This window comes from Cronobacter muytjensii ATCC 51329 (assembly GCF_001277195.1).
GTDB classification, from domain to species: Bacteria; Pseudomonadota; Gammaproteobacteria; order Enterobacterales; family Enterobacteriaceae; genus Cronobacter; species Cronobacter muytjensii.
In genome coordinates this window covers 2501528-2518110 of the sequence record NZ_CP012268.1, presented here as the reverse complement: position 1 = coordinate 2518110, position 16583 = coordinate 2501528, and the positions used below count along the sequence as shown (strand labels likewise).

10 protein-coding genes are annotated in these 16583 nt (G+C 55.9%); 6 read left to right on the top strand and 4 right to left on the bottom strand.

Annotation, left to right across the window (positions count from 1 at the left end):
* The first annotated feature begins 92 nt into the window (after positions 1-92).
* From ftsK to AFK63_RS11660, 5 genes are all read left to right on the top strand, one after another.
* Complete coding sequence (ftsK, locus tag AFK63_RS11680) at positions 93-4271, top strand: DNA translocase FtsK (protein ID WP_038863833.1); 4179 nt, start codon at positions 93-95, stop codon at positions 4269-4271.
* 187 nt (positions 4272-4458) lie between these two features.
* Positions 4459-5073 carry an outer membrane lipoprotein chaperone LolA gene (gene lolA / locus AFK63_RS11675; RefSeq protein ID WP_038863831.1) on the top strand — a complete coding sequence of 205 codons (615 nt, stop codon included), beginning with the start codon at positions 4459-4461 and terminating at the stop codon, positions 5071-5073.
* A gap of 8 nt (positions 5074-5081) precedes the next feature.
* Entirely contained in the window at positions 5082-6425 is a 1344-nt protein-coding gene (rarA, locus tag AFK63_RS11670; protein WP_038863830.1) for a replication-associated recombination protein RarA, read from the top strand.
* A gap of 97 nt (positions 6426-6522) precedes the next feature.
* Positions 6523-7815 carry a serine--tRNA ligase gene (gene serS, locus AFK63_RS11665; protein WP_038863828.1) on the top strand — a complete coding sequence of 431 codons (1293 nt, stop codon included), beginning with the start codon at positions 6523-6525 and terminating at the stop codon, positions 7813-7815.
* Positions 7816-8110: 295 nt separating this feature from the next.
* On the top strand, positions 8111-9259 hold the full coding sequence (locus tag AFK63_RS11660; RefSeq protein WP_038863826.1) for an MFS transporter: 1149 nt from the start codon (positions 8111-8113) through the stop codon (positions 9257-9259).
* A 49-nt stretch (positions 9260-9308) separates the two neighbouring features.
* Here the strand turns inward: AFK63_RS11660 and pflA are convergent, their stop codons facing one another.
* The 4 genes from pflA to ycaO all read right to left on the bottom strand — a co-directional run bounded on the left by pflA (position 9309) and on the right by ycaO (position 15602).
* Positions 9309-10049 carry a pyruvate formate lyase 1-activating protein gene (gene pflA, locus AFK63_RS11655; protein WP_007730248.1) on the bottom strand — a complete coding sequence of 247 codons (741 nt, stop codon included), beginning with the start codon at positions 10047-10049 and terminating at the stop codon, positions 9309-9311.
* A gap of 195 nt (positions 10050-10244) precedes the next feature.
* Complete coding sequence (gene pflB, locus AFK63_RS11650) at positions 10245-12527, bottom strand: formate C-acetyltransferase (protein ID WP_038863824.1); 2283 nt, start codon at positions 12525-12527, stop codon at positions 10245-10247.
* Positions 12528-12578: 51 nt separating this feature from the next.
* Positions 12579-13436: a formate transporter FocA gene (gene focA / locus AFK63_RS11645; RefSeq protein ID WP_038863823.1), complete on the bottom strand. Its 858-nt coding sequence runs from the start codon at positions 13434-13436 to the stop codon at positions 12579-12581.
* 402 nt (positions 13437-13838) lie between these two features.
* Positions 13839-15602: a 30S ribosomal protein S12 methylthiotransferase accessory factor YcaO gene (ycaO, locus tag AFK63_RS11640; protein WP_038863819.1), complete on the bottom strand. Its 1764-nt coding sequence runs from the start codon at positions 15600-15602 to the stop codon at positions 13839-13841.
* Positions 15603-15743: 141 nt separating this feature from the next.
* Here ycaO and AFK63_RS11635 point away from each other — a divergent pair, with 141 nt between their 5' ends.
* Positions 15744-16436 (top strand): DUF421 domain-containing protein, encoded by a 693-nt coding sequence (locus AFK63_RS11635; protein ID WP_038863818.1) that lies wholly within the window; start codon positions 15744-15746, stop codon positions 16434-16436.
* The last annotated feature ends 147 nt before the right edge of the window (positions 16437-16583 follow it).

Here is a 16583-nt window from a genome sequence, read left to right as displayed (position 1 = left end):
TTTGATTACACTCCTGTTAATCCATACAGCAGCAGTGGCGGGGTTTCTCGCCACTGCTGTCCGTTTTACCTCATGGACCTGGAGAGCCTGTCTTGAGCCAGGAATACACCGAAGACAAAGAAGTCACACTCACTAAATTAAGCAGCGGGCGCCGACTGCTCGAGGCGTTGCTGATCCTCGTCGTGCTGTTCGCCGTCTGGCTGATGGCCGCCTTGTTAAGCTTTAACCCTTCCGATCCGAGCTGGTCTCAAACGGCCTGGCATGAGCCTATCCATAATCTGGGTGGCGCGCCTGGCGCCTGGCTTGCGGACACGCTGTTTTTCATTTTCGGCGTGATGGCCTACACCATTCCCGTGATCATGGTCGGTGGCTGCTGGTTTGCCTGGCGTCAACGTGGCAATGACGATTACATCGACTATTTTGCCGTGGCGCTGCGCCTTATCGGTGTGCTGGCGCTTATCCTGACGTCTTGCGGGCTCGCGGCGATTAACGCCGATGATATCTGGTACTTCGCCTCCGGCGGGGTAATTGGCAGCCTGCTCAGCACCGCGTTACAGCCCATGCTTAACAGCAGCGGCGGCACCATCGCGCTGCTCTGCGTCTGGGCGGCGGGCCTGACGCTGTTTACCGGCTGGTCGTGGGTCAGTATCGCAGAGAAAATCGGCAGCTTTGTGCTGACCGTGCTGACGTTCGCCAGCAATCGCACCCGTCGGGACGATACCTGGCAGGACGACGACTATGAAGATGACGATGAAGAGCACGAGGAATATGAAGAGGATGAGCACGAGCCGCAGCAGGCGAAAGGGGAGTCCCGTCGCGCGCGTATTCTTCGTGGTGCTTTAGCCCGTCGCAAAAGGCTGGCGGATAAGTTCAGCAACCCGATCGCGCGCAAAACTGACGCCGCGCTGTTTTCGGGCAAACGCATGGATGACGCCGATGAGGTGCAATACAGCGTGCGCGGCACGCCTGCGGATGCTGACGACGTCCTGTTCTCCGGCCATAAAGTGACCGAGCCGGAGGCGTTTTATGATGACAACGATCCGCTGCTGAACGGTCACTCAATCGCTGACCCAGCCGCTGTCGCTGCGGCCGCCACCCCGGTTGCGCCGGTCTGGGCGACTGCACAGACTGCGATGCCGTCAGATACCGTGAGCGTCCAGGCGCCGGACGTCGCGCCTGAGATCGACTGGCATGCCGCGCCTTCTGCGCCCCATGCTCATCCGGGCATCGCACCGGAGCCGGATTACTACGCGCCGCAAGAGCCGCCGATCGCGCACGCGCCCCAGGATAATATTTACTGGCAGCCCGCTCAGACGAGCGCGCCGCAGCCTCATCAGCCTGCGCAGCCACCATCTCAGCCAGTGCAACAGCCTTATCAGCCTGCACAGCCGCAGCAGTATCAACCGCAGCCAGCGCCACCGCACGCCTTTCAGGCGCAACAACCGCACCCGATGACGCATCAGCAAGCGCCAGCAGCGCACGACGCGTATCCGTCGCACACCGCGCCGTATGCGCCTGCGCCTGAATCTCATGCCCAGGTGCCGCGCGAGCCTTACGCTGCGCCAGAACCTTACGCGTCTGCGCAACCCGCCGCGCCGGTGTATGAGCCAGAGCCCGTTGCGCCGCCGGAAGAGAGCAAACCCGCGCGTCCGCCGCTGTATCATTTCGAAGAAGTGGAAGCGCAGCGCGCTCGCGAGCGCGAACAGCTGGCCGCCTGGTATCAGCCTGTCCCGGATCCACAAGAGCTCGCCCGTAAAGAAGAACCAACGCGCGCGCCGCAGCCTGCGCCTGCCGTTCCATCGTCACCGGTATCTGATATTGCGAACGCTGCGGCCTCTGGCCTGAATGTTGCGGCACAGGCAACCGTCGCCTCAACTGCCGTTCACGCTGCATCCAGGACAGCTTCAGCCGCGTCGCAAACCGCCGCTGCTTTTACGCCGGTCGCTGGTGAAGCGCCGCGTCCGCAGGTGAAAGAGGGCATCGGCCCGCAGTTGCCGCGACCGAACCGCGTGCGTGTACCGACCCGTCGCGAGCTTGCGTCTTACGGCATCAAACTGCCGTCGCAACGCATGGCGGAAGAGCGCGCCCGCGAAGAGGCAGAACGTCGTATGGCGCAGCAGCAACAGGGCGTTTCTGACGAAGAAGCGGATGCTATGTACCAGGATGAACTGGCGCGTCAGTTTGCCGCCTCACAGCAGCAGCGCTACGGCGAAGAGTATCAGGCGGAAATGAGCCCCGAGGATGAAGAGGCCGCAGAACAGGCGGAGCTGGCGCGCCAGTTCGCCGCGACGCAGCAGCAGCGCTACTCGGCACCGCAACCGTCCGGCGCGGCGCCGTTCCTGCCGGATGATTTTGAGTTTTCGCCGATGAAAACGCTGGTCAATGAAGGCCCGAGCGAGCCGCTGTTTATGCCGGAGCCTGTCGAGCCCGAACCGCCTCGTCCGGTACAGCAGCCTCAGGTGCCGCAACACATTCAGCAGCCGCCGCAGCCTGTCGCGCCTGTGCAAGGTTATGCGCAATCTCAGGGTCATACGCCGCAGCCGCAAACACCGCCGGCGCACGCGCCTCAGCAATACGCGCCTCAGCCTGCTGCTTATCAGCCGCAGCAGCCGTCAGCGCCTGCGCAGGGTTATCAGCCGCAGCAGCCGTCAGCGCCTGCGCAGGATTATCAGCCTCAACAACCGGCCGCAGCGATGCACGCGCCTCAACAACCTGCCGTGGCGCCGCGGGACAGCCTGATCCACCCGCTGCTAATGCGTAACGGCGATGAACTGCCGATGCATAAGCCTTCCACGCCGCTGCCGTCGCTTGATCTACTGACGTCGCCGCCGGCGGAAGTGGAGCCGGTGGATACCTTCGCCCTTGAGCAGATGGCGCGTCTGGTTGAAGCGCGTCTGGCGGATTTCCGTATCAAGGCTGATGTGGTGAACTATTCGCCAGGGCCGGTTATCACCCGTTTCGAGCTGAACCTCGCGCCGGGCGTGAAGGCGGCGCGTATTTCCAACCTGTCGCGTGACCTGGCGCGTTCGCTTTCTACCGTCGCAGTACGTGTCGTGGAAGTGATCCCCGGCAAGCCGTATGTCGGCCTCGAGCTGCCGAATAAAAAGCGTCAGACCGTGTACCTGCGTGAAGTGCTGGACTGCGCGAAATTCCGGGATAATCCGTCGCCGCTGAGCGTGGTGCTCGGTAAAGATATCGCCGGCGATCCGGTGGTGGCGGATCTCGCGAAAATGCCACACTTGCTGGTAGCCGGTACGACTGGCTCCGGTAAATCGGTGGGCGTGAACGCCATGATCCTGAGCATGCTCTATAAAGCAACGCCGGAAGACGTGCGCTTTATCATGATCGACCCGAAAATGCTGGAACTGTCTGTGTATGAAGGCATTCCGCATCTTCTGACCGAAGTGGTCACCGACATGAAAGACGCCGCCAACGCGCTGCGCTGGAGTGTGAATGAGATGGAACGCCGCTACAAACTGATGTCCGCGCTCGGCGTGCGTAATCTCGCGGGTTACAATGAGAAAATTGCCGAAGCCATGCGCATGGGCCGCCCGATCCCGGATCCGTACTGGAAACCCGGTGACAGCATGGATGCTACCCATCCTGTGCTGGAGAAACTGCCGTATATCGTGGTACTGGTCGATGAGTTTGCCGATCTGATGATGACGGTCGGTAAGAAAGTCGAAGAGCTTATCGCGCGTCTGGCGCAAAAAGCGCGTGCGGCAGGGATCCACCTGGTGCTCGCGACCCAGCGTCCGTCGGTGGATGTTATTACCGGCCTGATTAAAGCCAACATCCCGACACGTATCGCCTTTACGGTGTCCAGTAAAATCGACTCGCGAACCATTCTTGACCAGGGCGGTGCGGAATCGCTGCTGGGTATGGGGGATATGCTTTATTCCGGCCCGAACTCCTCCATGCCGGTGCGCGTTCACGGTGCCTTTGTGCGTGATGAAGAAGTGCATGCTGTCGTGCAGGACTGGAAAGCGCGCGGTCGCCCGCAATATGTCGACGGCATAACTTCCGACAGCGAAAGCGAGGGCGGTGGTAGCGGTTTTGACGGCGGCGAAGAGCTCGATCCGCTGTTCGATCAGGCGGTCGCGTTTGTCGTGGAAAAACGTAAAGCGTCGATTTCCGGGGTGCAGCGCCAGTTCCGTATCGGTTATAACCGCGCGGCGCGTATTATCGAACAGATGGAAATGCAGGGTATCGTCAGCGAGCAGGGCCACAACGGCAACCGCGAAGTGTTGGCGCCGCCGCCATTCGAGTAAAGATCTTTCCCTGCGTGTGCGGCATCAGGCAGCGCGCGCAGGGCGTTACGCTCATCAGCATTCTGCAAAGATGGGTAAATTACCAAAAAATCAGGTTTTTCTTCTGTCGACAAGCGCAGCCTTGTGGCTACAGTAAGGGACAGTAAGCGATCCCGTACCGGGGTCGGTCGTATTCTGAGGGATAACAATGAAAAAAATCGCCGTAACCTGTGCTTTGCTTTCCGCGTTTGCCGCATCGTCCGTCTGGGCGGATGCCGCAGGCGATTTGAAAAGCCGCCTGGACAAAGTCAGCAGTTTCCACGCCAGCTTCACCCAGAAAGTGACTGATGGCAGCGGCGCAGCCGTGCAAGAAGGCCAGGGCGATCTGTGGGTTAAACGTCCTAATCTGTTCAACTGGCATATGACCCAACCGGATGAGAGCGTGCTGATTTCTGATGGTAAAACGCTGTGGTTCTATAATCCGTTTGTTGAGCAGGCGAGCGCTACCTGGCTGAAAGACGCCACCAGCAATACGCCGTTCATGCTGATTGCACGTAACCAGAGCAGCGACTGGCAGCAGTACAACATTAAACAGAATGGTGATGATTTCGTGCTGACGCCGAAGGCCAGCAGCGGCAACCTGAAGCAGTTCACCATCAATGTGAGCCGCGACGGCACCATCAATCAGTTCAGCGCTGTTGAGCAGGACGATCAGCGCAGCAGCTATCAGCTTAAATCCCAGCAGAATGGCGCTGTGGACATGAGCAAATTTACCTTTACGCCGCCGCAGGGCGTAACGGTGGACGACCAGCGCAATAAGTAGAGGTACGGGTGGGCAATCTTTCGCTCGATTTTTCCGATAACACCTTTCAGCCTCTGGCCGCGCGTATGCGGCCAGAAAACCTGGCGCAGTATATCGGGCAGCAGCATCTGCTGGCGCCCGGTAAGCCGCTGCCCCGCGCCATTGAGGCCGGGCATCTCCATTCTATGATTCTCTGGGGCCCGCCGGGCACCGGTAAAACTACGCTTGCCGAAGTCATTGGCCGTTACGCGAATGCCGATGTTGAGCGCATCTCTGCGGTCACGTCCGGTGTGAAAGAAATCCGCGAGGCCATTGAGCGCGCACGACAAAACCGTAATGCGGGCCGCCGCACCATTCTGTTTGTCGATGAAGTGCATCGCTTTAACAAAAGCCAGCAGGATGCTTTCCTGCCGCATATTGAAGACGGCACCATTACGTTTATCGGCGCGACGACAGAAAATCCGTCGTTTGAGCTTAACTCTGCGCTACTGTCGCGCGCGCGTGTCTATCTGCTGAAATCCCTGACGATCGACGATATCGAACAGGTGCTGACGCAGGCGATGACCGACCGCGAGCGCGGCTATGGCGGGCAGGATATCGTTCTGCCGGATGAAACCCGCCTCGCTATCGCTGAGCTGGTGAACGGCGACGCGCGCCGTGCGCTTAATACGCTTGAAATGATGGCGGATATGGCGCCAACCGACGACAGCGGCAAGCGGGTGCTGAAGCCTGAGCTGCTGACGGAAATCGCTGGCGAGCGCAGCGCGCGCTTTGATAACAAAGGCGACCGCTTTTACGATCTGATTTCGGCGCTGCATAAATCGGTACGCGGCTCCTCGCCGGACGCTGCGCTTTACTGGTATGCGCGCATTATCAGCGCGGGTGGCGATCCGCTTTACGTGGCGCGCCGCTGTCTGGCTATCGCGTCGGAAGATGTCGGCAATGCCGATCCGCGCGCAATGCAGGTTGCTATATCCGCGTGGGACTGCTTCACGCGCGTCGGGCCTGCGGAAGGCGAAAGGGCGATTGCGCAGGCCATTGTTTACCTCGCCTGCGCGCCGAAGAGTAATGCGGTTTACACCGCCTTTAAAGCAGCGCTGAAAGACGCCCGCGAGCGTCCGGATTACGACGTGCCGGAACATTTGCGCAATGCGCCGACGAAGCTCATGAAAGAGATGGGCTACGGTCAGGAGTACCGATATGCGCACGACGAGCCCAACGCCTACGCGGCTGGCGAAGACTATTTCCCGTCGGAAATGGCACAAACGCGTTACTATCATCCCACCAACAGAGGTCTTGAAGGCAAGATTGGCGAAAAGCTAGCCTGGCTTGCTGAACAGGATCAGAAAAGCCCCACAAAACGCTACCGCTAATGCGGTCGTTGCGGTAAGGTTAATCGTTGAATATCAGTGCGACCGCAGGCAGCGGTCGCCTTTCCCTTTTCTTTTTTTCGATAAGCACAGGATAAGCATGCTCGATCCCAATCTGCTGCGTACCGAGCCAGACGCAGTCGCTGAAAAACTGGCACGCCGGGGCTTTAAGCTGGATGTAGATAAGCTGGTCGCTCTTGAAGAGCGTCGTAAAGTTCTGCAGGTAAAAACTGAAAATCTGCAGGCTGAGCGTAACTCGCGATCGAAATCCATCGGCCAGGCGAAAGCGCGTGGGGAGGATATTGAGCCGCTTCGTCTGGAAGTGAATAAGCTTGGCGAAGAGCTTGATGCGGCGAAAAATGAGCTTGATGTGCTGTTGGCGGAAATTCGCGATATCGCGCTGACCCTGCCTAACCTGCCGGACGATGACGTACCGTCGGGCAAAGATGACAGCGAAAACGTTGAAGTGAGCCGCTGGGGCACGCCGCGTAAATTTGATTTCGAAATCCGCGATCACGTGACGCTTGGCGAAACGCTGGGCGGCCTGGATTTTGCGAGCGCTGTGAAACTGACCGGCTCACGTTTTGTGGTCATGAAAGGGCAGATTGCCCGACTGCACCGCGCGCTGGCGCAGTTTATGCTGGATCTGCATACCGAAGAGCACGGCTATAGCGAAAACTATGTGCCGTATCTGGTGAACCATGACACGCTTTACGGTACCGGCCAGCTGCCGAAGTTTGCAGGCGATCTGTTCCATACTCGCCCACTGGAAGAAGAAGCGGACAGCAGCAACTACGCGCTGATCCCGACTGCGGAAGTGCCGCTGACCAACCTGGTGCGCGATGAGATCATCGACGAAGACGCGCTGCCTGTCAAAATGACCGCGCATACGCCGTGTTTCCGCTCTGAAGCGGGATCGTATGGTCGTGACACGCGTGGCCTTATCCGTATGCACCAGTTCGACAAAGTCGAAATGGTACAGATAGTGCGTCCGGAAGATTCCATGCAGGCGCTGGAGGAGATGACGGGTCACGCGGAGAAAGTGCTGCAACTGCTGGGCCTGCCGTATCGTAAAGTGCTGCTGTGCTCTGGCGACATGGGCTTTGGCGCGCGTAAAACCTATGACCTGGAAGTCTGGCTTCCGGCGCAGGATACGTATCGCGAAATCTCTTCCTGCTCCAACATGTGGGATTTCCAGGCTCGCCGTATGCAGGCGCGCTGCCGCAGCAAGTCCGATAAAAAGACCCGTCTGGTGCACACCCTTAACGGTTCTGGTCTGGCGGTAGGCCGCACGCTGGTCGCGGTGCTGGAGAACTATCAGCAGGCTGATGGTCGCATCGAAATTCCGGAAGTGTTGCGTCCATATATGAAAGGCCTTGAGTTTATCGGTTAAGGTAATATCCCTTTCTTTTTAAAGCGCCTGCGGGCGCTTTTTTCGTTTTTGTCCGTGTACTTTTTTACGTGATTTATTGATAAATATTTTCATGGATGTTGGCGTGGGTTTATTTGGTTAACTGATTATTTTTTATAGATAATATCTTACAGTCAACGTTAACGCCGCTGCGGATAAATCAAGGCTGTTCATCGACAGCGCATTACGGCGTGAAAAGACGATTTCTGGCAGATTGACTTTGTCGTGGCTGGTGGCATGATGCGCACGAATTCTGATCTTCCTCACGGTTTATTCCATGTCTACCTATACCCGGCCAGTGCTGCTTTTGCTCTGTGGCCTGCTTCTGTTGACCCTGGCGATAGCGGTGTTAAATACGCTGGTACCGCTGTGGCTTGCCCATGACAATTTGCCTACCTGGCAGGTCGGCATGGTCAGCTCATCGTATTTTACCGGCAACCTGCTGGGCACGCTGATTACCGGCGCGCTTATCAAGCGTTTTGGTTTCAATCGCAGTTACTATATTGCTTCGCTGATTTTCGCAGCCGGCTGCGCCGGGCTTGGCGTGACGCTGGGCTTCTGGAGCTGGCTCGCGTGGCGCTTTATCGCCGGTATCGGCTGCGCCATGATTTGGGTGGTGGTGGAGAGCGCGCTAATGTGCAGCGGCACGTCGCGCAACCGCGGCCGTCTGCTGGCCGCCTATATGATGGTTTACTACATGGGCACGGTCGCAGGCCAGTTGATGGTGAGTAAACTGCCGACCGACCTGATGAGCGTGCTGCCATGGGTGACGGGCATGGTGATGGCGGCCATTCTGCCGCTGCTCTTTACTCGTATCGTGAACAGCAGCAGCGAGCATCAGGAAAAGACGCACGTCTGGCCGATGTTCAAGCTGCGTCAGGCGCGTCTTGGCGTTAACGGCTGTATTATTTCCGGTATCGTACTGGGTTCGCTTTATGGTCTGATGCCGCTCTACCTTAACCATCAGGGCGTCAGTGACGCCGGAATCGGCTTCTGGATGGCGGTAATGGTCAGCGCAGGGATCATCGGCCAGTGGCCAGTGGGTAAGCTCGCCGACCGCTTCGGGCGTTTGCTGGTGCTGCGTGTCCAGGTATTTGTCGTGATTGTGGGCTGTATGGCCATGCTGACCCAGGCGGCAATGGCGCCTGCGCTGTTCGTTCTCGGCGCAGCGGGTTTCACGCTCTATCCGGTGGCGATGGCCTGGGCCTGCGAAAAAGTAGAGCAGCATCAACTGGTGGCGATGAATCAGGCGCTGCTGCTTAGCTACACTATCGGTAGCCTGCTTGGGCCGACCTTTACCGCTATGCTGATGCAGAGCTATTCAGACAGCCTGCTGTTTGTGATGATAGCCAGCGTCTCGTTCGTGTATCTGATGATGCTGATGCGCAAAGCCGGCCATCATCCGACGCCTGTCGCTCACGCCTGATAACAAAACGCCCGCGAAATGCGGGCGTTGTTTTTTATCTGTCGCGTTGTCAGTACATTACCTTGTGGCCGTACTGCTCCAGAATACCTTTAACCCGCTCCATCGTCTCTTTCTTCGGCGGTTTCACGCCGTCCAGCTTGTACTCTTCACCCATCGCAACCCATTTGTGTTTGCCGAGTTCGTGGTAGGGCAGCAGTTCGATTTTTTCGATGTTGCCCATTTCGCGGGTAAATTCACCGAGACGGTGAGCGGAGTCATCATCGTCGGACCAGCCCGGTACAACCACATAGCGTATCCAGGTTTTGATACCTTTCGCGGCGATATAACGGGCAAATTCCAGCGTGCGGTGGTTGGAGACGCCCACCAGATTCTGATGGATTTCGTCATTCATCTGTTTGAGATCGAGCATCACCAGGTCGGTCACTTCCAGCAGCTCGTCAATCACCGGATCGTAACGGCGCACAAAGCCGTTGGTATCGAGACAGGTATGAATGCCTTCTTTCTTGCAGGCGCGGAACCAGTCACGCACAAACTCTGCCTGCAAAATAGCTTCGCCGCCAGAGGCGGTCACGCCGCCGCCGGACGCGTTCATAAAATGCCGGTAGGTCACTACCTCTTTCATCAGCTCTTCAACTGTGATCTCTTTGCCGCCGTGCGTATCCCAGGTGTCGCGGTTATGGCAATAGAGGCAGCGCATCAGGCAGCCCTGAAAGAAGGTGATAAAGCGGATCCCCGGGCCATCTACGGTGCCACAGGATTCATAGGAATGAATGCGACCAATAACTGACATTGCGGTGTTATCTCCAGTTCGGGCCCGATACTGCGGGGCCGGGTGAGCGCGGTCTGTGCCGCGTCGAGTCTTTTTTGCGAGATAACTGAATTATAGTCAGTCGCCTTGCAGAAAAGGCTCATAACGGGGTGGGTTATAAGAAAGGCCCCACAAACGTGGAGCCTTCATTTTACGCGTTTTCAGCCAGAGCGGGTATTACATTGTCTGAGTGAAAGTACGGGTGATGACGTCCTGCTGCTGCTCTTTGGTCAGCGAGTTGAAGCGCACCGCGTAGCCAGACACGCGAATGGTCAGCTGCGGATATTTCTCAGGATGTTCCATCGCATCCAGCAGCATTTCACGGTTCATGACGTTCACGTTGAGGTGCTGGCCGCCTTCGATAGACGCTTCATGGTGGAAGTAACCATCCATCAGGCCTGCCAGGTTGGTTTTGCGCACTTCATCGTCTTTACCCAGTGCGTTCGGCACGATAGAGAAGGTATAGGAAATACCATCTTTTGCGTAAGCGAACGGCAGTTTCGCAACAGAGGTCAGAGAGGCGACAGCGCCTTTCTGGTCACGGCCGTGCATCGGGTTAGCACCCGGGCCAAACGGTGCGCCTGCGCGGCGGCCATCCGGGGTGTTACCGGTTTTCTTACCATAAACCACGTTAGAGGTGATGGTCAGCACGGACTGGGTCGGAATCGCGTTGCGGTAAGTGGTCAGTTTCTGAATTTTCTTCATGAAACGTTCAACCAGGTCAACTGCAAGGTCATCCACGCGAGCGTCGTTATTACCGAACTGCGGGTATTCGCCTTCGATTTCGAAGTCGATAGCCAGGCCGTCTTCATCGCGAATCGGTTTAACTTTCGCGTATTTAATAGCAGACAGGGAATCCGCTGCTACCGACAGACCCGCGATACCGCACGCCATGGTACGAATCACGTCGCGATCGTGCAGCGCCATCAGCGAAGCTTCGTAGCTGTACTTGTCATGCATGTAATGGATGATGTTCAGGGCGGTGACGTACTGTTTCGCCAGCCAGTCCATGAAGTGATCCATACGTTCCATAACTTCATCAAAATTCAGCAGATCGCCTTTGATCGGCTCAGATTTCGGGCCTACCTGCATTTTCAGTTTTTCATCAACGCCGCCGTTGATAGCGTACAGCATGGTTTTCGCGAGGTTAGCGCGAGCGCCGAAGAACTGCATTTGCTTACCAACTACCATCGGGCTTACGCAGCATGCGATAGCGTAGTCGTCGTTATTGAAGTCCGGGCGCATCAGGTCATCGTTCTCATACTGCAGAGATGAGGTATCGATGGAGACTTTTGCTGCGAATTTTTTGAAGTTCAGCGGCAGTTTTTCGGACCACAGAATAGTGATGTTCGGCTCCGGAGACGGCCCCATGGTGTACAGGGTGTTCAGGAAACGGAAGCTGTTTTTGGTCACCAGGGTACGGCCATCAACGCCCATACCGCCAACGGATTCGGTCGCCCAAATCGGGTCGCCAGAGAACAGCTCATCATATTCCGGCGTACGCAGGAAGCGTACCATACGCAGTTTCATCACCAGGTGATCGATCAGCTCCTGGGCTTCCTGCTCGGTGATTTTGCCCGCTTTCAGGTCGCGTTCGATGTAAACGTCGAGGAACGTAGAGACACGGCCAAAGGACATTGCAGCGCCGTTCTGGGATTTCACCGCAGCCAGGTAGCCGAAGTACGTCCACTGCACCGCTTCCTGAGCGTTCGTTGCCGGACCGGAGATATCGCAACCATATTTCGCCGCCATCTCTTTGATCTGACCCAGCGCGCGGTGCTGTTCAGCAATCTCTTCGCGCAGACGAATGGTCGCTTCCAGATTAACGCCGTTTTCCAGGTCCTGTTGCAGAGAGACAAACTGTGCGTATTTGTCTTTCATCAGGAAGTCGATACCGTACAGTGCAACGCGACGGTAGTCACCAATGATACGACCACGGCCGTAAGCATCCGGCAGACCGGTCAGCACGCCGGATTTACGGCAGTTCAGAATGTCTTTGGTGTAAACATCGAATACGCCCTGGTTATGGGTTTTGCGGTATTCGGTGAAGATTTTTTTCAGCTGAGGATCGAGCTCGCGGTTATACGCTTTGCAGGAACCTTCAACCATTTTGATGCCGCCAAACGGAATAATGGCGCGTTTGAGCGGAGCTTCAGTCTGCAGGCCAACAATTTTTTCCAGCGACTTGTTGATGTAACCCGCGTCGTGCGAGGTGATGGTGGACGCGACAGAAGTGTCAAAATCAACTGGCGCATGCGTGCGGTTTTCCAGTTTGACGCCTTCCATCACTTTGTCCCACAGGGTAGTGGTGGCTTCAGTTGCGCCAGCAAGGAAGGACTCGTCACCCTCGTATGGCGTGTAGTTTTTCTGGATAAAGTCGCGGACGTTGACTTCATTCTGCCAGTCGCCTTTCGCAAAACCTTCCCAGGCTGTGGCTAACTTTTCATTAAGCTCGGACATGTAACACCTACCTTCTTAAGTGGATTTTTTATTTACTGCCTGGAACAACTATCAGCGATGGTCGTCGCCACGCAGGTAAATGACCCAGTATGTCAATCCGACGAGCAAACCCCCACCAATGATATTACCTATGGTTACCGGTATCAGGTTATCAATGATGAAATTCATCACGGTCAGATGAGAAAATTGGTCTGGCGAAGCGTGAATCGCGCTCCAGAACTCCGGGCTGCCAAAGTGACGGATCACTATCCCCATCGGGATCATAAACATGTTGGCGATACTGTGTTCGAAACCGCTGGCCACAAACATCCCGACCGGCAGAATCATAATAAAGGCCTTATCAATAAGGCTGCGCCCTGAGTAACTCATCCAGACGGCGAGGCATACCATAAGGTTAGCCAGGATACCGAGGCAGACCGCCTCAATAAAGGTATGCTCGACTTTGTGCGACGCCGTTTGCAGGACGTTGAGCCCCCAGCCGCCGTTGGCGGTCATATACTCGCCGGAAAGCCACATCAGTAAGACAAAGAGCAAGGCGCCAATCAGGTTGCCCACATAGACATTCAGCCAGTTGCGTGCCAGTTGCCCCCACGTGATACGCCCGCTGGCCTTAGCGACGACAATCAGCACCGTCGACGTAAAGAGATCGGCGCCGCAAATGACGCAAAGAATCAACCCGAGTGAGAAACAGATACCGCCAATGAGTTTTGTTATGCCGAATGGCATCGCGGCAGTGCCGGTGGTGGCGGTGATATAGAAAACGAAAGCAATAGAGATAAATACGCCAGCCGTAATTGCCAGATAAAACGTCTTTAACGGATGTTTCGTGGCTTTGTAAACACCCGCTTCCTCGGCGACTTTCGCCATAGCAGCGGGGAGTAATAGATCAAAAGGGTTGTCAGCTTTCACACTAACTCTCTCTTTATTTATTCGGCGAGTTGATACTAACAAAGCATGATGGAGTAAAATTTGATATGGATCATATCTCGCCAGGTTTGCAGGACTGAAAGGCGTTTGGTTTTTACGCAATTTCAGCTTAACTTTTTGATTATAGACTAAAAAATAAATTTTAAAATTTATTAAATGAGTTGAAAAAAGACGAAAAGACTCTCCCCATAAAGTGTTAATCACTATGAATTATTGGCTAAAAAAAGTAACAATCAAGCCGGGCGGATATAATTTATATTCACCAGTAATTAACCCGATTTTTACAATTTGAGGCTAGCCAGATAAATAAAAACGGGGCCGTAAACGCGCCCCGTCATATTTGCTAAACATAAGTGTGAAGCAAGTCAATTGATATGCGTTATATCAATTTCCCTGCCAAAACGTCGCCTTAGCACGCTGTAGTTTTTCGTAGGCCGCCAGTAACGACTGATGCGCCGGGAAAGCTTTGAGGTCGCTGTCGACCGGCTGAAGACCGTAGAACGGCGCTTCGCCGCTGATAGCAGCGCTGGCGGCTTCCACCGCATCAGCACCGTACATGCGCACAAACGCATTGAGATACTGCAGTGGCTCGCGTTCCTCTTCCTGCGCCAGCAGCAGCAGAGTTTGCAGGCAGCGATAGTAGTTGGCGCGCCCGGCGCTAAAGACCGACGCGTTAAACTCGATTGTCCATTCTGTCCAGATCAGCGCCTGATCCAGATCGCCGCCCGCCAGCGCCAGCATTGCTTTCAGCTCGCCGATGCGCAGGGTATACCAGCCGTTGTCTTTACCGGTCGCCAGACCAAGCAGTTCGCGTACGCGGGTAAAATCGTCATGGCCTTCTTCATCAAGCTGGGCGATGAGATTCAGATAATCTTCTTTCTCCCATTCGCTGCCCGGCAGCGCCAGCAGGGTTTCGCGCAGGTGCGCGCCCATGCTGTTATTGGCGAGCCACAGATCTTCCGCCGGATAGATGTCGGACATGCCTGGTACCAGGATACGGCAGGCGTAGACGCCCAGATGTTCGTAATCGGCGATATACACTTCTTTATCTTCGGCGCGGAAGATAGCCATCAGCGTGGCGAACTCTTCTTCCGTAGTACCGGCGAAGCTCCAGTCCACGAACGGGTAGTCTGCGTCTTGCTTAAACATATCCCAGGAGATAAGACCGCTGGAGTCAATGAAATGGGTCTCCAGGTTAGCGTGCTCAGCGACTTCTTCATCATCAAACGTCGGCGGGGTGAACACGTCGAGATCTTTCAGGCCGCGACCCTGCAGCAGTTCCGTCACGGTACGCTCCAGCGCTACGCCGAAATCAGGATGCGCGCCAAAGGAAGCGAAGCAGGTGCCGTTCGCCGGGTTAAACAGCACGACGCAGATAACCGGATACTTACCGCCCAGCGAGCCGTCATAGGCGAAAATGGGGAAACCTTCGGCTTCGAGCGTATTGATGGCTTCCACGACACCCGGGTAGCGCGCCAGCACGTCCTGCGGGATCTCCGGCAGGCTGATGCTCTCAGCGATAATACGGTTTTTAATGTGGCGCTCGAAGACTTCAGAAAGCCCCTGAACGCGGGCCTCATTGCGGGTATTGCCGGCGGACATGCCGTTGGACACGTACAGGTTGCCTACAATGTTCATCGGAATATAGACGGTCTGCTCGTCGGACTGACGGGTAAACGGCAGGGCGCAGATGCCACGCTCTTCATTACCAGACTGCAGGTCTACCAGCATACTGGCGGTCAGCTCGTTTTCCGGATCGTAAAACGCGCGCAGGCGGGCGTCGAGGATCCCTTCTGGCAGCGCGTCGCTCTGCGGGATCGGGAACCATTTTTCATTCGGATAGTGTACAAAAGGGCCATTCGCAATGGTGTCGCCCAGCCAGAAATCAGCGAAGAAATAGTTGGTGGACAGACGCTCAAAATATTCGCCCAGCGCGGACGCCAGCGCGGCTTTTTTCGTGGCGCCTTTACCGTTGGTAAAGCACAGTGCGCACTCTTTGTCGCGAATATGCACGGACCAGACGTTTGGCACCGGGTTCAGCCAGGAGGCCTCTTCGATGTTAAAGCCCAGATCGGCGAGTTTCTGCTGGAAGCGAGCGATGGAATCTTCCAGAGCGGCATCTTTGCCGGGGATGAAGGTTTGAGTCATGGGATCCACTTTTGTCGTACGCAAAGCGCGCAATGATACGGATTTTAGCCGCTGTTAGCCATCGTCCCGCCCGGCACGGCAAAAATAAATCTTACGGCTATTCTTAGAAGTGATAACTCCCTGTTATGGCGTAAGAAAAATATGAAAGCTTTCGATTTGCAACGGATGGCGCTTGACAAGTTTCCGCTTGAATTTCTGGGCGAAGTCGCGCTACGCAGCCTCTATACCTTTCTTCTGGTCTTTGTGTTTCTCAAAATTACCGGGCGACGCGGCGTACGCCAGATGTCGCTGTTTGAAGTCTTAATCATTCTGACGCTTGGCTCGGCGGCGGGCGACGTGGCGTTTTATGATGACGTGCCGATGCTGCCGGTGCTGGCCGTGTTTGTCACCATCGCGCTGCTCTATCGGCTGGCGATGTGGCTGATGTCATTTAGCGAAAAGCTCGAAGATCTGCTTGAGGGCAAGCCACGCATCATTATTGAAGATGGCGAGCTGGCCTGGGAGAAACTCAACCGGGAAAACATGACCGAATTTGAATTCTTTATGGAGCTGCGCACCAAAGGGGTGGAACATCTGGGACAGGTGCGGCTGGCGATTCTGGAAGCGAGCGGGCAAATCAGCGTGTACTACTATCCTGATAAACTGGTGCGACCGGGGCTCTCCATTTTGCCGGAGTATTGCAGCGAACGGTTTGAAACGATCCCGGAAACCGGCGACTACGCCTGCATTCGCTGTAGCGAAGTGGTGACCTTTGAGTCAGGCGTTAAACCACCGTGTCCGCGCTGTAAAAACCACATCTGGGTGAAGGCAAGCACCGCGACCCGCGTCACCTGACAGCGAATTCCACCGCCAGCGCAGCGCGCGCTGGCGGAATCTGTTGTGTGATTTAGCGCACATTACCCATGGTGCCAGGATTAGCCGTTGCAGCCCCGGCGACGGAATGATAAAACCGATAGCCACAGGAAAAACTTATTGCTTTTA